The sequence below is a fragment of the Terriglobia bacterium genome (assembly GCA_020073085.1).
Lineage (GTDB): Bacteria > Acidobacteriota > Terriglobia > JAIQFV01 > JAIQFV01 > JAIQFV01.
This window is the reverse complement of record JAIQFV010000011.1, coordinates 17992-36556: the sequence shown is the minus strand read 5'-3', so window position 1 is coordinate 36556 and position 18565 is coordinate 17992. Positions and strand designations below refer to the sequence as shown.

At 55.4% G+C, this 18565-nt stretch carries 15 protein-coding genes; 14 read left to right on the top strand and 1 reads right to left on the bottom strand.

Annotation, left to right across the window (positions count from 1 at the left end):
- Positions 1 to 110: 110 nt before the first annotated feature.
- The 7 genes from LAO21_12980 to thiD all read left to right on the top strand — a co-directional run bounded on the left by LAO21_12980 (position 111) and on the right by thiD (position 6306).
- Positions 111 to 500: a four helix bundle protein gene (locus LAO21_12980; protein ID MBZ5553630.1), complete on the top strand. Its 390-nt coding sequence runs from the start codon at positions 111 to 113 to the stop codon at positions 498 to 500.
- 85 nt (positions 501 to 585) lie between these two features.
- Positions 586 to 1581 carry a dihydroorotate dehydrogenase-like protein gene (locus LAO21_12975; GenBank protein ID MBZ5553629.1) on the top strand — a complete coding sequence of 332 codons (996 nt, stop codon included), beginning with the start codon at positions 586 to 588 and terminating at the stop codon, positions 1579 to 1581.
- A gap of 262 nt (positions 1582 to 1843) precedes the next feature.
- Positions 1844 to 2962, top strand: a complete 1119-nt coding sequence (hypD, locus tag LAO21_12970) for a hydrogenase formation protein HypD (GenBank protein MBZ5553628.1) — start codon at positions 1844 to 1846, stop codon at positions 2960 to 2962.
- Positions 2963 to 3212: 250 nt separating this feature from the next.
- Entirely contained in the window at positions 3213 to 3539 is a 327-nt protein-coding gene (locus LAO21_12965) for a four helix bundle protein (protein ID MBZ5553627.1), read from the top strand.
- Positions 3540 to 3658: 119 nt separating this feature from the next.
- Complete coding sequence (gene hypE, locus LAO21_12960; GenBank protein MBZ5553626.1) at positions 3659 to 4747, top strand: hydrogenase expression/formation protein HypE; 1089 nt, start codon at positions 3659 to 3661, stop codon at positions 4745 to 4747.
- A gap of 77 nt (positions 4748 to 4824) precedes the next feature.
- A complete protein-coding gene (locus LAO21_12955; GenBank protein ID MBZ5553625.1) occupies positions 4825 to 5037 on the top strand; it encodes a hypothetical protein in 213 nt (70 codons plus the stop codon).
- A gap of 504 nt (positions 5038 to 5541) precedes the next feature.
- Positions 5542 to 6306, top strand: a complete 765-nt coding sequence (gene thiD / locus LAO21_12950; GenBank protein MBZ5553624.1) for a bifunctional hydroxymethylpyrimidine kinase/phosphomethylpyrimidine kinase — start codon at positions 5542 to 5544, stop codon at positions 6304 to 6306.
- Between the two features lie 332 nt (positions 6307 to 6638).
- Here thiD and LAO21_12945 read toward each other — a convergent pair whose 3' ends face one another.
- Positions 6639 to 6791 (bottom strand): hypothetical protein, encoded by a 153-nt coding sequence (locus LAO21_12945; GenBank protein ID MBZ5553623.1) that lies wholly within the window; start codon positions 6789 to 6791, stop codon positions 6639 to 6641.
- A gap of 257 nt (positions 6792 to 7048) precedes the next feature.
- Between LAO21_12945 and LAO21_12940 the strand changes: the two genes are divergently transcribed.
- From LAO21_12940 to LAO21_12910, 7 genes are all read left to right on the top strand, one after another.
- The gene (locus tag LAO21_12940; GenBank protein ID MBZ5553622.1) at positions 7049 to 7480 is read left to right on the top strand and encodes a hypothetical protein; all 432 of its coding nucleotides are present in this window, start codon (positions 7049 to 7051) and stop codon (positions 7478 to 7480) included.
- Positions 7481 to 7610: 130 nt separating this feature from the next.
- A complete protein-coding gene (locus LAO21_12935) occupies positions 7611 to 9032 on the top strand; it encodes a TolC family protein (protein ID MBZ5553621.1) in 1422 nt (473 codons plus the stop codon).
- An 18-nt stretch (positions 9033 to 9050) separates the two neighbouring features.
- A complete protein-coding gene (locus LAO21_12930) occupies positions 9051 to 10523 on the top strand; it encodes an efflux RND transporter periplasmic adaptor subunit (protein ID MBZ5553620.1) in 1473 nt (490 codons plus the stop codon).
- Between the two features lie 53 nt (positions 10524 to 10576).
- Positions 10577 to 10969: a four helix bundle protein gene (locus tag LAO21_12925; protein ID MBZ5553619.1), complete on the top strand. Its 393-nt coding sequence runs from the start codon at positions 10577 to 10579 to the stop codon at positions 10967 to 10969.
- 143 nt (positions 10970 to 11112) lie between these two features.
- A complete protein-coding gene (locus LAO21_12920) occupies positions 11113 to 14415 on the top strand; it encodes a CusA/CzcA family heavy metal efflux RND transporter (GenBank protein ID MBZ5553618.1) in 3303 nt (1100 codons plus the stop codon).
- 15 nt (positions 14416 to 14430) lie between these two features.
- Positions 14431 to 15639, top strand: a complete 1209-nt coding sequence (locus LAO21_12915) for a cation:proton antiporter (protein MBZ5553617.1) — start codon at positions 14431 to 14433, stop codon at positions 15637 to 15639.
- A 441-nt stretch (positions 15640 to 16080) separates the two neighbouring features.
- Positions 16081 to 18492: a heavy metal translocating P-type ATPase gene (locus tag LAO21_12910; GenBank protein ID MBZ5553616.1), complete on the top strand. Its 2412-nt coding sequence runs from the start codon at positions 16081 to 16083 to the stop codon at positions 18490 to 18492.
- The last annotated feature ends 73 nt before the right edge of the window (positions 18493 to 18565 follow it).

Sequence of the window (18565 nt, the reverse complement as noted above, 5' to 3'; positions counted from 1 at the left end):
AGTCCAAAGTCCCAAGTCCAAAGTCCCAAGTCCAAGGTCCCAAGTCCAAAACCGAGGTCCGAAGGTTAAACTTTGGCGCGTGTGTCGTAACTTTCATAGGGGCAGGGTGAATGGCAAGAATAGAACGGTTTGAGGATATCGAAGCATGGAGGGTGGCCCGGGAATTGGCAAAGGATACATACAGGATAACTTCCAATGCGAAGTTTGGTCGGGATTTTTGCCTTCGCGATCAAATGCGACGCGCCTCTGTCTCAATCCTGTCAAATATTGCAGAGGGTTTTGAGCGATCGGGCGACAAAGAGTTTCAACAGTTTCTCGCCCTCGCAAAAGGATCCTGTGGAGAGCTGAGATCCCAACTGTACATTGCGCTAGATCAACAGTACGTCAGTGAGGAGCAATTCGCAGAAACACGATTGAAGTCAGAGGAAGTAAGCAAAATGCTCGCTGGCCTGATAAGGTACCTTCGAGGAGCCGCCATGCGCGGAAGCAAGTACAAATAAATTTCTCGTTATCAAATGGTCTTGGTTTTTTGACTTTGGACCTTGGACTTGGGACTTTGGACATCTGATCCAGAGAGGAAAGAATATGGACATATCCACCACTTATCTCGGCCTAAAACTCCGCACCCCGCTCGTCCCTTCCGCCTCACCGCTCTCCCAGGAAATTGACAATATCAAACGCATGGAAGACGCGGGGGCTTCGGCAGTAGTGCTCCATTCGCTCTTTGAGGAACAGTTGAGACTGGAGCGCTATGAACTGCATCATCATCTCACGCAGGGGACGGAGAGCTTTGCGGAGTCCTTGACTTACTTTCCCGAGCCGGCGGAATTCCATCTCGGCCCCGATGCCTATCTGGAGCATATCCGGAAGGCGAAGGAAGCCACGCGGATTCCTATCATTGCCAGCCTGAACGGAACCTCGGTCAGCGGATGGACCGACTATGCGCGAAGCATTGAGGAGGCAGGCGCCGATGCCCTGGAATTGAACGTCTATTATATCCCGACCGATATGGACGTGAGCTCTGCCCAGGTCGAACAGACCTACATTGATATCCTGAGGGCCGTCAAACAGGTGGTGAAGATTCCGGTGGCCTTTAAGCTGGGTCCCTTCTTCAGTAACATGGCCAACATGGCCCGCCGCCTGGAGCAAGCCGGCGCGAACGGTCTGGTTTTGTTCAACCGATTTTATCAGCCCGACATTGATCTTGAAGAGCTCGAGGTCCGACCGAATGTCCTCTTGAGCACGCCCCAGGCCCTGCGACTGCCCATGCGATGGATTGCCATTTTGTCCGGAAGGATTCAATTGAGCTTAGCCGCGACCAGCGGCATTCACGGGGCCCCGGATGTCCTGAAAATGCTCATGGTCGGCGCTCACGTCACCATGCTTTGCTCCGTCCTATTCCGTTGCGGAATCGACCAGATCCGCACCCTGGAACGAGACATGGTCCAATGGATGGAAGACCATCAATATGAATCGGTGCGACAGATGCAAGGAAGCATGAGCCAGAAGAATTGTGCCGACCCGGCTGCCTTTGAGCGTGCCCAGTACATGCGCGCTATCAAGAGTTATGTGCCGGCGTGAGGGGCCGTCCTCGGACGCCTAATACGAACATCATTGAAAATGTTACAAAATCGTGGGTGATTCAACATAGGGGCGCATAGCTATGCGCCCCTACTGCGAAGATTCCACAATTACCCATTTAATTCTAATTCCAAGCTTTGTATTACATCATGTGGGTCTCTCCTGAATAGCGGACCTTCGGACGAAGTGGTTCGGCCGAGTCGAGACGGGAAGAGCCTTCATATCCCCGGCCAACAGGAGAAGGCTGCTTTGAGGCAAAGGAATGAAATTTATTGATGAGTATCGAGATCGCAAGGCAGCGGAGCAATTCTCCAGGGCCATTGCCGGCACCGCGACAAAACCATGGACATTGATGGAGGTCTGCGGGGGGCAGACCCATTCCATCGTGAAATTCGGCGTGGATGAATTGCTCCCGAAAGAAATCACGCTCGTGCATGGACCCGGATGCCCGGTCTGTGTCACCCCGATCGAGCTCATCGAAAAAGCAATCGAGATCGCCTCCCGGCCGGAAGTGATCTTTTGCTCTTTCGGAGACATGTTGCGAGTTCCGGCCCATGTGGGGGAGGGCCACGAAACTCCCATGGATCTTCTCTCCGTCAAAGCCCACGGAGGCGATGTCCGAATCGTCTACTCGCCGCTGGATGCTGTCCAGATTGCCCGCAGGAATCCCACAAGGCAGGTCGTATTCTTTGCGGTAGGGTTCGAAACCACAGCCCCTGCGAATGCCATGGCCGTCTTCCAGGCGTCCCAGCAGGGCCTCTCGAACTTCTCACTCCTTGTTTCACACGTCCTGGTTCCACCGGCGATGGAGGCCATCCTGTCTTCTCCGGAAAATCGCGTGCAGGGGTTTCTGGCGGCCGGACATGTCTGTACGGTGATGGGGTATACCGAATACGAACCCATTGCCGAGAAGTACCATGTCCCGATCGTGGTGACGGGCTTTGAGCCTGTGGATATTCTGCAGGGGATTTATCTCTGCGTGAAGCAGCTGGAGGAGGGGCGGGCCTCAGTGGAAAACCAGTATGCGCGGTCGGTTCGCCGCGCGGGCAATCAGGCGGCGCAACAAATTATTCACGAGGTGTTTCGGGTCATCCCTCGCAAGTGGCGCGGCGTCGGTGAAATCCCCCAGAGCGGCCTGGGCCTCCAGGAAAAATACGCCGAGTATGACGCCGAGCTTCGCTTTGGGGTCGCCCAGCACACGACGGAAGAATCTTCTGAATGTATTGCCGGTCTCGTTTTGCAGGGCATCAGAAAACCTCACGAATGCCTGGCCTTTGGGGCCCATTGCACGCCGGAACGCCCCCTGGGAGCCCCCATGGTCTCTTCAGAGGGCGCCTGCGCGGCGTATTATCGATATCGCCGGCTGTCGTGCAGGGACTGAGAACGAAGCCGGAAGCCGGAAGCCGGAAGCCAGAGGCCGGAGACCAGAAACCAGAAGCCGGAAACCAGAAGCCGGAAGCCGGAGACCAGAAGCCAGAAACCGGAAGCCAGAAGATAGAAGTCAGAAGCCGGAAACCAGAAGCCAGAAATCACAAACCAAGTTAGAATTCTCACCAGGGTGGGAAAGAGTGGAAGGGGTGATAAGGTCATATAAAGATCTCAAAGTCTATGAGCTTTCCTATGCGATCGCAATGCGCGTTTTCAAGGCAACTAAACAATTTCCAAAGGAAGAACTCTACTCGCTGACCGATCAGGTTCGCAGGTCTTCACGTTCCGTAACCGCGAACATTGTGGAAGGTTGGGCAAAGAGACATTATGAAAGCGTTTTTAAGCGTCATCTTCTCGATGCGATCGGATCCTGTGACGAGACCAAGCTCTGGATTGATTTTGCTTATGAATGCAGGTACATCAGCCAGGAAGACCATACGTCAATGAAGGATCAGCTCGAAGACTTAAGCAAAAAACTGAATCGACTTTATGAGCACTGGAAGTCTTTTGAGGAAGGGCCACATGAATAAGAACTCATTTCAGATTGGTTCTCCTTTTTTGGCCTCTGGCTTCCATCTTCCGGCCTCCGGCCTCTGGCTTCCGGCCTCTGGCTTCTGGCCTCCGGCCTCTGGCTTCTGGATCACAAGATATGAACTCTGACGATCATTCCTTCGCACTCTCCTGTCCCATCCCCCTTTCCGACTACCCCACGGTGCTTCTGGCGCATGGGGGCGGCGGAAAATTGATGCACCAACTGATCGAAAAAATGTTTGTCGCCGCCTTCGCGAATCCCCTTCTGGAAACGCGCCATGATGGGGCTGTCATCAACTTGTTGGGCAAGAACGAACAGAGACCTTTGCGCCTGGCCTTTACGACCGATTCTTACGTCGTGCATCCCCTTTTCTTTCCCGGCGGCGACATTGCGACGCTCGCCGTCAATGGCACCGTCAATGATCTTGCCATGTGTGGCGCCCGTCCGTTGTATCTCAGTGCGGGGTTCATCCTTGAAGAGGGGCTCCCCATGGAGACACTCTGGCGGGTCGTCCAGTCAATGCGCCAAGCAGCCGATGCCGCCGGGGTTCAAGTGGTAACGGGGGACACGAAGGTGGTCGATCGAGGCAAAGGCGATGGCATTTTTATCAACACAGCCGGGATCGGAATAGTTGAACACGAACTGGGGATCAACCCGGCCAGTGTTCAGCCCGGAGATGTGCTTCTCCTCAGCGGGGACATCGGTCGACATGGGATTGCGATCATGGCGGTCCGGGAAGGACTCGAATTTGAGTCGACGATCGAAAGCGATTGTGCTCCGCTCGCCAGCCTGATTCTAGCGCTTCTTGAGGCCGGAATCGAGGTGCGCTGCCTGCGGGATTTGACGCGCGGCGGTCTTGCCACCGCCCTGGTAGAAATCTCAGAGGCCGCCCGTCTCGACATCCAGATCGAAGAGAATGCCATCCCCGTCCGCGAAGACGTGCAGGGGGCCTGCGAGATCCTCGGCTTCGATCCCCTCTATGTCGCCAATGAAGGAAGATTCGTTGCCTTCATTGCGCCCGCGGATGCCGACCGAGCGCTGGCCCTTCTTCGCGCCCATCCTCTCGGCACCGGAGCCTGCGCCATCGGCAAGGTGGCTGGGGTGAGCGAGCGTTCCCATCCGGGCCTGGTCACCATGCAAAGCAAGATTGGCGCGATTCGCATTATTGACATGTTGAGCGGAGAGCAGCTGCCGAGGATTTGTTGACTTCCAACGCGAAGGATGAAGGCAGTACGCAGCCCGAACCATGAGACCCCGGAACAGCCTTCGAACTGGCCGTTTGAATGAATGACCGCTCTGAACTCGATGATCGAGATCCCAACGGCTATACCGGCATTGCCTGGGCAATCGGAGGAAAACATGACCGCGCCGGGGGACCCGAGCGACCTGTCTATGGAAAGATCCTGTACATGTCCTATGAAAGGTCTTCACGAAAATTCGACAGCCGAAGGTACATTGCAGACGTTATGAAACTGGAGCGAGGACAGGTCGCGTGAGAGTATCGATGGGAATGGTGAAAACGAAAATGCAGATCCGCCCACCCTACTGTTCAATATTGCTCATAAAAATTGGCGAGGGAACACGGGCTTCCGTTGGCTCAAAAACAAAAAGGATACCCAACTCGGTTGCCCTATACGCTGAGTATCCAAAGGAGGCTTTATGTTATGTATTGATGTTATTATACCAAAAGAAATCCAAATGCAAGTACGAAAAGTTACATTCAACGTAAATTTTTGTATCCCTCCCTTTTGGGCCCTAAATAGTCCAGAAGAGTCATTGGCCTGAACAACTTCCAGCGAACCGTCGGCCGCATTGATGGTCTGCACGGTCCATGGTGCGGGTCTGAAGCGACGATCCTCACACCTCCAGGGCCAGTAAACCCTCTCTCCCCCTTGACGTGGCTTGCGGGCCGAGTATGATGGCCATGGTCGTTCCCAGGATTACATCACGTCTTAAAGCCACGGAGAATGTCTCAATCTATTGAAACAAAAAGACCTGTAGTGCTTACGGTCGCAGGGTTTGACCCGAGCTGCGGTGCGGGAATCACAGCCGATTTGAAGGCCATCGCTGCATGTGGCTGCTATGGTATTGCCTCTATTACGGCGATTACGATTCAAAACACTGTAGGAGTCAACCGGGTCATCCCCGTTGAGCCCCTGATCTTGATTCAGCAGATTGAATGCCTGATGGAGGACATTCGACCTGCCGCCATCAAGATCGGAATGTTGGCAACAAAGGGAAACGTAGAAGCATTAGAAAGGTATTTTCATTCGACCCGGCTTCCCCACTTTGTGATCGATCCTGTCATGTGTTCCTCCTCAGGCGCTGCGCTTCTTGCAGACGGAGCCATTGATGCATTCAGGTCTGCAATATTGCCGTTAGCTGATTGTCTCACCCCGAACATCGACGAGGCCGAGATTCTCACAGGTCTGAAGGTGCGAAATGTTGAAGAGATGAAGAAGGCGGCAGAACAGATCGTCGCCCTAGGAAGTAAGGCGGTCGTCATCACCGGCGGCCATTTGATCCAGCCGACCGACGTTCTATTTGACGGCGAGGCGTTTGAGATCTTTACTGCTGATCGGGTCGGTCCTCCGCATTCCCACGGAACCGGATGTACCTTCTCCTCTGCCCTGGCTTCATTCCTTGCCCGGGGATGCTCATTAAAAATTGCTACCTCCAATGCAAAGAATTATGTCACCCGGGCTCTCCAGCGGTCTTATCCGATTGGTCGAGGGAGGTCTCCTTTGAACCATTTCCCCGATTGATCCGGAACATCTCCCCTGCCTCCTTGCGGCCTTCTTCCGTCGAAAGACCGCGCTGGAGAATCTCATTCAACCCCCTCCCGTTGCCTTAACATAGCCTGCACATCTCGAACCTTCTGCGGATGAGGGGCCGATGATTTTGCAAGAATTGACTTGCGCTCAACCGGTCGAAGTGATATAGCTTGGCCCGCTTTTGAACGCGTGGGTGCGTTAGTGATGAATAGATTGTCCGTCCGAATCCTGATTTCAGCCTTCACATTGATACTGGGGACGCAGGTTTTGTTTGGCCAGGTCCTTTGCGACCTGCAGACCTCCATGCCTTGCTGCCCGTCCAGTCAGGATCCTTCAATGCCGACGGCGCCGGCGACGGGCACGGACTGTTGCATGATTTCCGCCCCTGAGCCCGCAAGCCAGTTCACCGTGGCTCCCAATGTGGGTTCGGACTTGTCAGATCTCAGGACCGTTCCCAATCGAACCGAGAATCTCAAACCCTCTCCGGTCATTCCACACCCTGCTGAGATCGTTTCTTGGCATTCCTCGCAATGTCTCTACGATAGCCCCGAAAAACTCTCCATTTTCCGCATCTGATTTAGCCCCCGTCTAATTTTTCCTTAAAGCCGTCGTGTGTTTCGCGATCTGAATCACCCCTCAGGCTTTGAGTATTCTCTATTCGCTCCTTCCCCTCCGGTGTCAAAGGAATTCTTTGGGAAGGAACGACGATCAAACCAAACGACGAGGAGCTCCAATGCGATTAGATTCTATTTCAAAGAAACCTGCCCTGCTCATCCTGACGGCCATGGTTCTGAGCTTGTTTATGAACACACCGGCCGCGGCCCACGATCCGAAACTGCACGCTGAGACCAAAAAGACCGCCGGGGAGATGACGATCACCGGTGAAGTCATCGAACCGGGTTGCTTCCTGATCCACGGGGCACGGGGCGCGGAGCACAAGGCCTGTGCCGAAATGTGCGCCAAGGGTGGCACCACCCTGACCGTCCTCGACGAGAAAACGAACATTCTCTATATTCCGATCTCGCCTGAACATGGGAAAAACCCCAACGAGAAGCTTCTTCCCTTTGCCGGCGAGCGCGTCACCGTGAAGGGCGTTGCGATGAACAAATACGGCTATCACGCCATCGCTATCAAATCCGTGACCCGCGCCGAGGATGAAAAGTGAAATGTTCTTCTGCCGGGCGTTCAGGGAGGGGATTGGGAACGCCACAAGATAGAGCCCTGGGATGATTTATTCTTTCGCAGGTTTCTCGCTGAAAAAGAAATCCCGAGATTGCCGTATGGAGTTCAGAACAATGTCAAAACAAATCCATTGGATCATCCTCACTCTGACTCTTTTGACATCGAGTTTGAGTACTCGGACCCTGACCGCCCAACCGCCGGGCCATGGGGATCTACCCGTATCAAGGAACCTTCTGACGCCGCGTCTCCCGGATCTCACTCCATCGGTCCGGAAGAGCGCGAGTGTCACCTCTTCGAACGCATCCCCACGACAGGACGTCCCCCAAGGAGGCCTCCCGCCAACGCCGGAGCCCATCCTCCTTCTCGAGGATCTCATTGCAGAAGCTCTCACCAACAACCCGGAGATCCAGGCCGCGGAGCGAATGGTGGACGCGAAACGGGCAATCTCGCCCCAACAACGGACGCTGCCCGACCCTGTGATTTCGGGCGGATGGATGGGCAATATTGTGCCGCCTTTCTCTATTCAGACGGGCGACCCATCCAGCGCCCGGGTGCTGAGCCTTTCACAGGAAATTCCTTTCCCGGGAAAACTGGCGCTGCGGGGCCGGATCGCGGACACCGAGGCTGATGCCGAACGATGGAGCTATGAGCGGTCGAAACATGCGGTCATTTCCAATCTCAAGCAGACCTATTACGAGCTGGCGTTCATCGAGAAATCCATCCAGACGGTAGAGAAAGACAAAGACCTTCTCGAAAAGCTCGCCAAGATCGCTGAGGCACGCTATTCCGTCGGCAAAGGGATGCAACAGGATGTCATCCGGGCCCAGGTGGAAATCTCCAGACTCCTGGAGCGATTGACGCTTCTGGAACAACGCAGGGGTGTGGCTCAATCGATGCTCTGCAGCCTTCTCAATCGCCCTCCTGACGGACCCCTGGGTATTCCTGCCGAGGTCACAAAAACTGAAGTCTCCTACTCCCTTAGCGAACTCGAAGGCATCGCGGAGGCCCATGCGCCCGATTTGAAATCTCAGGAACGGGAAATCGACAAGAGCCAGCTGGCTTTGAACCTCGCCAAGAAGGAGTACTACCCGGATTTCGGCGTTGGGTTCACCTATTTCAACCGGCCTCAATTGCCGGAAATGTATGGGGTCAATTTCACCGCAAAGGTTCCTCTTTATTTCTGGAAGAAACAACGGTATGGCGTGGAGGAAGCGGCCTCTGGAGTGATGAGCGAGAAGAAGAAAGCAGAAGCTGTTAGAGCGAACCTGTTTTTCAGGGTGAAAGATCAATACCTGGCCATGAAGGCCTCGGAACGGTTGATGGATTTGTACTCAAAAGCCATTGTGCCTCAATCCACCCTGGCGCTCGATTCATCGCTCTCCGGCTACCAGGTCGGGAATATCGACTTTCTCAGCATGCTGAGCAATTTTCTGACTGTGCTCGATTACGAACTGAATTACTACGATTCCCTGACCAATTATCAGAAAGCGGTCGCCCGGCTCGAGGAAGTCCTGGGCGCCAGCCTCTCAAAGTAGCATAGCAAGGAGACAGACATGTTCTTTAATAAATCAAAGGGTCTTTTCATTCTGATCGCTGTCGTCGTGCTGGCAGGCGGCTACTGGCTTTACTCCCGCGGCTTCTCCGTTGTTGGCGTAAGTAAAAGCTCGGCTCCACAGCAGCCGGTCTCCAAGGCGCCGGGTGAACGAAAAATTCTCTATTGGGTGGATTCGATGAATCCGGCATACAGATCCGACCGGCCCGGAAAGGCGCCCGACGGCATGGATCTCGTCCCGGTTTATGCTGAAGGATACAGTGCGACGGCTCCGGGGGAACGAAAGATTCTTTACTGGATGGATCCGATGCATCCTGCTTACAAGTCCGACAAGCCCGGCACCGCCCCCGATTGCGGTATGACTTTGGTTCCGGTGTATGCGGACGGCGGTGGAGAATCGGTCGGGGACAATCTGCCCCCGGGCGCCATTAAGATCTCAGCGACCAAACAACAGTTGATCGGCGTACAGTTCGGTGAGGTTCTATCGGGTCCCGTGGAGAAGACCCTTCGCGCGGTCGGACATCTGGCCTATGACGAGACAAAAATAATCCGTGTTCACACAAAAATCTCAGGCTGGATCGACAAGGTTTTCGTGGACTACACCGGACAACTGGTGAAGAAAGGCCAGCCGTTGTTCACCGTGTACTCCCCCGATCTCCTCTCCACCCAGGAAGAGTTCCTGATCGGTCTCAAAGCGAAACAATATCTGGGCGACAGCCAGTTCAAGGATGTTTCGACGGGAGCGCAAAGCCTGTACAACGCCTCTCGCCGGCGCCTACAACTCTGGGACATCAGTGAGGCACAAATTGAAGAACTCGAAAGAACCCAAAAACCAACGCGGGATCTGACCCTCTACGCACCTGATGACGGCTTCGTGACCAAGCGGAATGCCTTCCCTCAACAACAAGTCAACCCCGACACGGAGGTTTATGAGATCGCGGATCTTTCCACCATTTGGGTGCTCGCAGACGTTTATGAATACGAGCTTCCTGAAGTCAAACTCGGACAGACGGCCAGAGTCAATCTCACTTACTTCCCGGGAAAGACCTTCGCCGGCAAAGTCTCCTACATTTATCCAGAAGTCGACAACACCACCCGCACCGCGAAGGTGCGGATTGATCTGCCCAACGGGGATTTCAAGCTGAAACCCGACATGTACGCCAGCGTCGAGCTGCAAATAAACTATGGCAGGCAGCTTTCCGTGCCTCAAGAAGCAGTCCTGGATTCAGGCGCTGAGCAGACCGTTTTTGTCGCCCTGGGAAACGGTTATTTTGAGCCCCGCAAGGTCCAATTGGGCGCCAAGGTCGACGATCGGTACATTGTTCTCGGGGGACTGAGGCCGCAGGAAAAGGTCGTCACGTCCGGCAATTTTCTGATTGATTCCGAAAGCCAGCTGAAATCGGCAGTGGCAGCCATGGCGGGGATGCCGGGGAATCAGACGCAAGACACAAGTCACAAGACGCAAGACCCATGAATCGTGACCAAAGACCTTAGGCACAGGACCTAAAGGTCGGATAGGGGCGGACGATGTCGAGAGATTTTAGAAAAATAAAGGCCTGGCAATTAGCCGATGAACTCACGGTAATGACCTATTCAATGACCACACAATTTCCTCATGACGAAATGTACGGTCTGATTTCACAACTCCGCGGAGCCACCAGTTCCGTGGCGGCAAATATTGCAGAAGGCGCAAATCGATCCACTCAGAAAGAATATCTTCATTTCCTCAGCATGGCACGTGGCTCCCTTGCTGGGGCCGAATACTTTTTTCACCTATCAAAGAGGTTGAGCTACCTGTCGGTGTCCGACTACAACAAGATCGATGAGGGGCGCAAGGAGGCTGCATCAGTACTCAATGAATTAATGCGGGCCGTCCACAGTGAGTCGACGACAGCCATAAAGAGTCCGGATTACCTGTGAAGCGATTGGTGCTCTGAGCTGAGGGGCGTGCTTATGTTTGTATACTGTTATTCAATTGAATTGTCCCAATCTTCGCGTTTTGGGTCTTGCGTTTTGGGTCTTGCGTCTTGGGTCTGGGGTCTTAATTCCCGAGGTTTGAAGTCATGATAAACAAGGTCATTGAAGCCTGCGCCCACAACAAATTCATCGTGTTCCTCCTGATCGGCATGGCCGTCCTGGCAGGCCTTTATTCGATGAAGAACATCACGCTGGATGCCATCCCGGATCTTTCGGATACACAAGTCATTATTTACTCACGCTGGGACCGAAGCCCCGACATCATGGAAGATCAAGTCACCTACCCGATCATATCGGCGTTGCTGGGGGTTCCCAGGGTCAAAGATATTCGTGGTTTTTCGGACTTCGGCTATTCCTACGTCTACATCATCTTCGAAGACGGCACCGACATTTACTGGGCGCGATCGCGCACCCTCGAATACTTGAGCAACATCCTGCCTCGCCTGCCCCAGGGGGTGACCGTGGAATTGGCGCGCGATGAGACGGCGGTCGGCTGGGTGTTCGAATACGCGCTGGTGGACAAGACCGGAAAGAACAACCTGGCGCAATTGCGAAGCTTCCAGGATTGGTATCTGCGCTACGCACTGCAGGCGGTTCCCGGTGTTGCGGAAGTCGCTCCGATCGGCGGATTTGTCAAGCAATACCAGGTCAACATCGACCCCAACGCCCTGCTGGCTTATGACATTCCCATCGACCGCGTGGTGCAGGCGGTGCGCCAAGGAAACAACGATGTCGGTGGCCGACTGGTCGAGTTCTCCGGTCGTGAATACATGGTGCGGGGACGGGGGTACATCAAGCAGCTCTCGGATGTCGGAAACATTGTGGTCGGGACGAGCAAGCAAGGCGGAACTCCCATCCTGATCAAAAATCTGGGGACCGTGACACTTGGTCCTGACATCCGGCGCGGCATCGCTGAACTGGATGGCGAGGGAGAGACCGTCGGCGGTGTAGTCATCATGCGCTACGGCGAAAATGCCTTGAAGGTCATCGAGAAGGTGCGAGCCAAGCTCGAAGAGATGAAGCCTTCACTGCCGCCGGGCGTCGAGATCGTGACCACCTATGATCGGGCGGAGCTGATTCAACGCGCTATCGAAACCCTCAGAGGAACGCTGTTTGAAGAACTGACGATCGTCAGCATCGTCATTATGATCTTTCTCTGGCACATCCCCTCCGCCTTGGTCCCCATCGTCACGATTCCGATCACCATCATCATTTCGTTTGTACCGATGTATGGAATGGGACTGACCGCAAACATTATGAGTCTTGGGGGCATCGCGATCGCGATTGGCGCCATGGTCGATGCGGCCATTGTGGTCGTCGAGCAGACCCACAAGAAACTGGAACACTGGGATGCGGAAGGCCGCCATGGCAGCTACAAAGACGTCGTCATCGGCGCCGTCAAAGAAGTCGGCGGACCGAGTTTCTTTGCCCTGTTGGTTATCGCGGTCGCCTTCATTCCCGTCTTCACGCTTCAAGGACAGGAAGGTCGGCTGTTCAAACCACTGGCCTACACCAAGAACTTCTCCATGGCCATCGCGGCTTTTCTTGCCATCACGCTCGACCCGGCGATTCGATTACTGTTCACCCACATGGATCCTTACAAGTTTAGGCCCCGGTTCCTGGCCCGCATCGTCAATGCGGTGCTGGTCGGCAAGATCCACAGTGAAGAGACGCATCCCATCAGCCGGCCGTTAATGAAACTCTACCATCCGGTCTGTGAATTTGTGCTGAGGTTCAAGTGGTTTGTGGTGGTGGCAGCCGTGCTCACGGTCGTTTTGACGATACCGGTGTTCGAGAAACTCGGCTCAGAGTTCATGCCCCCGTTGAACGAAGGGGTGCTCCTCTACATGCCCACGACCTTGCCCGGCATGTCGGTCACTCAAAGCGCGCAAGTGCTCCAGGTTCAGGACAAGGTGCTCAAGAGCTTTCCCGAAGTGGAGCGTGTGTTTGGTAAATCGGGACGGGCTGAGACCGCTACGGATCCGGCTCCCTTTTCAATGATGGAGACCGTCGTTGTGCTCAAGCCGGAATCAGAGTGGCCGAAGGTGCCGCAGTGGTATTCGTCCTGGGCGCCGACCTGGCTGCAAAAGATACTTCGGAAAGCCTGGCCCGACCATAAGCGGGTGGAAGATCTCATCTATGGACCCATGGGGTTGAATGAAGCCATGCAATTTCCGGGCGTCGTCAACGCGTGGACGATGCCCATCAAGGCCCGCGTGGACATGCTCACGACCGGTGTGCGTACGCCCATCGGCATAAAGATTATGGGCTCCGATTTGGCAAAGGTGCAGGAGATCGGCGAGCACATTGAGATGGTTCTGCAAAAGGTGGGAGGTACGAAAAGCGTCTTCGCAGAGCGTACCGCAGGAGGTTACTTCCTGGATTTCGATCTCAAGCGGGATCAACTGGCCCGTTACGGGATGACCATTGATCAGGCCAACGATGTCGTGATGTCGGCCATCGGGGGGGAAAATGTAACGACCACGGTTGAAGGCCGCGAGCGTTATCCCGTCAACGTCCGATATATGCGGGATTATCGCAGTGACTTAAATCTCCTGGGACGTACCCTGGTCGTGGCGCCGAACGGGACTCAGATTCCTATCGCCCAGATCGCAGACATCAAAATGGTGACCGGTCCGGGAATGATTCGCGATGAAAACGGACGGTTGTCCGGCTATGTTTACGTCGATCTCGACACCACGAAGCGGGACATCGGGGGTTACGTCGCTGATGCCAAGAAGGTGATCCGTGCCGAAGTGCCTCTTCCGCCCGGTTATCAATTGATCTGGAGCGGACAGTTCGAATACATGGAGCTCGCCAAACAGCGCCTTTATGTCGTGGTGCCCATCACCATCCTCCTGATCTTCCTACTGCTCTACTTTAACACCCGGTCGGTGACAAAAACCCTGATCATTTTTGTGGCGGTTCCCTTCTCCGCCGTCGGCGCGATCTGGTTCCTGTATTTCCTGGGATACAACATGAGTATCGCGGTGTGGGTCGGACTCATTGCGCTGATGGGCGTGGACGCAGAGACAGGCATGTTCATGCTCCTGTACCTGGAGATCGCCTACCACGAAGCGCAAGCGAAAGGGCTGATGAGGAACAAGGAAGACCTGAAGGAGGCCATCCTGCATGGCGCGGTGAAACGCCTCCGGCCCAAGGTCATGACGGTCGGCGTGATGTTCATGGGGCTCGTCCCCATCATGTGGTCAACCGGCAGTGGCGCCGACGTCATGAAGCGTATTGCCGCTCCGATGATTGGAGGAATCTTCACCTCGTTCATCCTGGAATTGGCGGTTTATCCCGCGATATACGAAATTTGGAAGTGGTACTCCGAGGTCAGAAAGAATTCCATCGCCGGCGCAGAACCCCCGGTGGTCGCAAGTTAAGGGAGGATCACGATTTTGCCATTCGTCCCCATAGCAGCCATCGCAGTTGGTACCATCGCCTTGCTGGTGAGCGGGCGCCCGGCTCTGAAGATAGGCATGAGTCAGGCGGCCGGGCTGAGCTTCGGCTTGTGTGCGATCGCACTGGCCGTGGCGCTGATTCCGCACGAATGGCGTATCTGGCTGGGGGGCCACGGAGCCGGCGATCCCCTCCTGACATTCTTCCGCGGAGTGGGATTAACCGGATTAATTTTCCTTGCGGGAACGCGATTCCATCCGGAAGACCTTCCCCGGGTATGGCGAATCTCCTTCTTGGCGGTGGCCCTCAATGCGTTGGGGGGAGTGGTGATGGTTCTGTTGTTGACGCGACTGGCAAGTGCAGAAGCCGGGCCGGCCGTGTTGACGGCCGCGGCAACCCTCGGCCCGAGCGGGTGGATCGTCGGCGAGCTGTCATTCCATCTTTCGAAGTCAGCCGCCAAGCCCATCGCGTCCGCCAGAATCGCGTCCGCTTCGATGATTTTTTTCTGGGTCCTGGTTGTTTGTTTCTTCTCGATCTTCCAAGAACTCGCTGCCAGACAAGCGTCCCGATCCGCATACATCGTGGTTGGAAGCTATGAGCTGTTGAAGTGGGTGCTCTTCTTTTCTGCGGCGTATTGGATAGGCAGCCAGTTGCTCGGTCGCACAGCAGTTCGGGCAAAGGAATGGCCGATTTCCATCCGTTTCCTGCTTTTTGCGTTTTTGGCCTTTGGTTTTGCTTTGATTGCGCTTGGCCAGCTCGGAGCGTTTGTGTGGGCTTACCTGGCAGGTGCTCTCTTTAACCGAACCAAGACAGGAACAGAACTCAGCGACAGGCGGCGTCCTTTAAGCAATGCGCTCCTCGTGTGCTTTGTCTTCCTGCCGATGTTCCTGCAATCTCATGGGAGGAGAATTTCCGGTGTAGGGATAATTCTGGTCGTCGTGGGCATTGCACTTCTGATCAAATTCGGCCTCATGAGATCAGCCGCGCTGTGGGGAGGCGCTTCTCCAAGCGACGCAAATTTCATCGCTTCTGCGACGGTGGCCTCCGGAGAGACCGCAATCATGTTTTTGGGGTTTGGCATCGCAAAATGGCTCATCGACGGCCCCACGTACTTTGCCGTACTCGCTTTCGCATTGCTCTCGACCCTGCTCGGCCCCGTTCTTCTCCACTTCATAGATCGGGAGAAGCCTATGCTGACGAGCTCATGAACCGTGTGGAAACAGCGAAACAACTTGAGAGCAAACAATGAAGAAAGACGAACTCTTAACTATTTCAAATTGCATGAAGTCGGATTGGCACCCCGCCCTGAGGAATGTGGAGCGATGGGAGAGCAACAGCTCGTCTTGTACCGGAGTTGTTGCATTCGCGCCCGATGCCGCGCTTTTGGTGAGAGGAGAGTTGTCTGGTCCTTGGCTTCAGGGCCGGCCAGGATTGGATTTCGCCCGGCATCGGCGCTTTTAGAAGAGAAAAGAAATTGAAGATGAGCGATAATTCAGCTGAGTTCGGCGATCCTATCAGCGCAGTTCAATATGCATGGCTTTACAGCCTCCTGTTGGACAAGAGGATGAATTGTGAACCAAAGAGAAAATCTGTTTAATGTCGTGAACAATGCACCCACCGGCCGTACCGTGAAGGACCCCGTTTGTGGAATGGACGTAGATCCCGAAAATTCGGCCGGGACATACGAGTACGAGGGGCAAACGTACTTCTTCTGCAACCCGCGGTGTCTCGAACGATTCCGGACCGACCCTTTGAAGTTTTTGAAGGCCCATGTTGAAAACCGTTCCATGAGTGTCCCTCCCCGCGTCGTGTTGGCACAACCCCTGGATGCTGAAAGTGAGTACACGTGCCCCATGGATCCGGAGGTAGGACAGAAAGGCCCTGGCGCCTGTCCCAAGTGCGGCATGGCGTTGGAGCCCCGGATGATTTCCGCGCCGAAGGTCAAAACGGAATATGTGTGTCCCATGCATCCGGAAATTGTTCGGACAGGACCGGGTGCATGCCCGATTTGTGGAATGGCCCTGGAACCTCGAACGGTATCTGCGGGCGAGGAGATCAATCCGGAGCTTGTGGCGATGAGGCGCAGGTTCTGGATCAGCCTCGCGCTCACCGTTCCCACGCTCCTTCTGGCGATGTCGGACATGATCCCGGGACAACCTTTGAAACATGCCTTCGGGTCGCGCGCGACGATTTGGATCCAACTGGTGCTGGCCACGCCCGTCGTTGTGTGGGGCGGGTGGCCATTCTTCCAGCGCGGCTGGGCTTCTGTTGTGAATCGCAGCCTGAACATGTTCACTTTGATCTCCGTGGGTACCGGCACCGCTTATGTTTACAGTGTTGTGGCGACCCTGGCGCCCGGAATCTTTCCTGCTTCCTTTCGAGGTCACGCAGGCGAGGTGGCGGTTTACTTTGAAGCGGCGGCGGCTATCACCACGCTGGTCTTGCTGGGACAGGTGCTAGAACTGAAGGCCCGCAGTAAGACCAGCAGTGCCATCAAGGCGCTCCTGGGCCTCGCACCGAAAACCGCGCGCTTTCTTGCTGAAGATGGTTCTGAGCGCGATCTCCCCTTAGATCAGGTCAAGCCGGGTGACCGGCTGAGGATCCGGCCGGGGGAAAGGGTGCCGGTGGATGGCATTATTCTCGAAGGCTCGAGCTCCCTCGACGAATCCATGGTGACAGGGGAGTCCATTCCTGTGGAAAAAATCCTGGGAAGTCGTGTCACGGGCGGAACGGTCAACGGGACAGGGACCCTGATCATGCGAGCGGAACGCGTGGGCAGTGAAACGCTGCTGGCGCAAATCGTGCGCATGGTGAGTGAAGCCCAGCGAAGCCGCGCCCCCATTCAGCGTCTGGCCGATGTCGTATCCTCGTATTTTGTCCCCGCCGTTGTCTTGATCGCGGTGGCCACATTCATTATCTGGAGCAGATTGGGACCGGAACCCCGCATGGCTTACGCGCTGGTCAACGCCGTGGCCGTGTTGATTATCGCTTGTCCCTGTGCGCTGGGACTGGCTACCCCCATGTCCATTATGGTGGGGACGGGACGCGGCGCCATGGCTGGGGTCCTGATCAGAAACGCAGAAGCCCTCGAAGTGCTTGAGAAGGTCGACACCCTGGTGGTCGATAAGACTGGCACCCTCACTGAAGGAAGGCCCCGGCTCCTCTCTCTCCTGGCCCTGCCGCCCTGGGGGGAAACCGAGTTGCTCCGGCTGGCGGCAAGCCTCGAACGGGGAAGCGAGCATCCGCTGGCTGCAGCCATCGTGGCCTCTGCCCAGGAGAAACAGCTGGATCTCTCCGATGTGAGTGACTTTACCTCGGTGACCGGAAAAGGCGTGAAGGGGCGGGTGATGGCGCATGAAGTGGTGCTTGGCACTCTTAAACTCTTCGAGGAATCGAATATTCCATCCAGCTCTTTGGCGGAACAGGCCGAAGCGCTGCGGCGGGAGGGACAGACAGTCCTGTTTGTCGCGATCGATGGCCACCCTGCCGGGATGCTGGGCGTGGCCGATCCCATCAAGAAGTCCACACCGGAAGCGATTCAAATGCTGCATGAAGAAGGGGTCCGGATCGTCATGCTGACTGGCGACAGCCGCACGACCGCCGAGGCCGTCGCTCGACAACTGGGGATTGACCGCATGGAGGCCGAAGTCCTCCCCGAACAGAAGGGCGAAGTGGTGAAGCGCCTTCAAAGGGAAGGAAGAATTGTTGCGATGGCGGGCGATGGAATCAATGACGCCCCCGCGCTGGCCCAGGCTCAAGTCGGAATCGCCATGGGAACAGGCACCGACGTGGCGATGGAGAGCGCAGGAATTACCCTCGTGAAAGGGGACCTGCGCGGCATCGCCAGGGCGCGGCGGTTGAGCCGTGCCACCATGCGCAATATCCGACAGAACCTTTTTTTCGCATTCATTTATAACTCGATTGGCGTCCCTGTGGCGGCAGGGATTCTTTACCCGGTGTTCGGCCTCCTGCTCAGCCCCATGCTGGCCAGCGCCGCCATGACCTTCAGCTCGGTTTCGGTCATCAGTAACGCGCTGCGGCTGCGCCGGTTGACTTTGTAACAACGATTCGTCGGCGGAATAAACCGCCAGAGGGTGTAGGGAGTGGTTATGACGACGAGAAAAATTATTCCAA

Bases quoted from the DNA above. Each gene is read 5' to 3' on its own strand.
- LAO21_12980 (MBZ5553630.1), top strand. From the start codon at position 111: ATGGCAAGAATAGAACGGTTTGAGGATATCGAAGCATGGAGGGTGGCC.
- LAO21_12940 (MBZ5553622.1), top strand. From the start codon at position 7,049: ATGCGATTAGATTCTATTTCAAAGAAACCTGCCCTGCTCATCCTGACG.
- LAO21_12925 (MBZ5553619.1), top strand. From the start codon at position 10,577: ATGTCGAGAGATTTTAGAAAAATAAAGGCCTGGCAATTAGCCGATGAA.
- hypE (MBZ5553626.1), top strand. From the start codon at position 3,659: ATGAACTCTGACGATCATTCCTTCGCACTCTCCTGTCCCATCCCCCTT.
- LAO21_12920 (MBZ5553618.1), top strand. From the start codon at position 11,113: ATGATAAACAAGGTCATTGAAGCCTGCGCCCACAACAAATTCATCGTG.
- LAO21_12935 (MBZ5553621.1), top strand. From the start codon at position 7,611: ATGTCAAAACAAATCCATTGGATCATCCTCACTCTGACTCTTTTGACA.
- LAO21_12930 (MBZ5553620.1), top strand. From the start codon at position 9,051: ATGTTCTTTAATAAATCAAAGGGTCTTTTCATTCTGATCGCTGTCGTC.
- LAO21_12965 (MBZ5553627.1), top strand. From the start codon at position 3,213: ATGCGCGTTTTCAAGGCAACTAAACAATTTCCAAAGGAAGAACTCTAC.
- LAO21_12910 (MBZ5553616.1), top strand. From the start codon at position 16,081: ATGGACGTAGATCCCGAAAATTCGGCCGGGACATACGAGTACGAGGGG.
- LAO21_12975 (MBZ5553629.1), top strand. From the start codon at position 586: ATGGACATATCCACCACTTATCTCGGCCTAAAACTCCGCACCCCGCTC.
- LAO21_12955 (MBZ5553625.1), top strand. From the start codon at position 4,825: ATGAATGACCGCTCTGAACTCGATGATCGAGATCCCAACGGCTATACC.
- hypD (MBZ5553628.1), top strand. From the start codon at position 1,844: ATGAAATTTATTGATGAGTATCGAGATCGCAAGGCAGCGGAGCAATTC.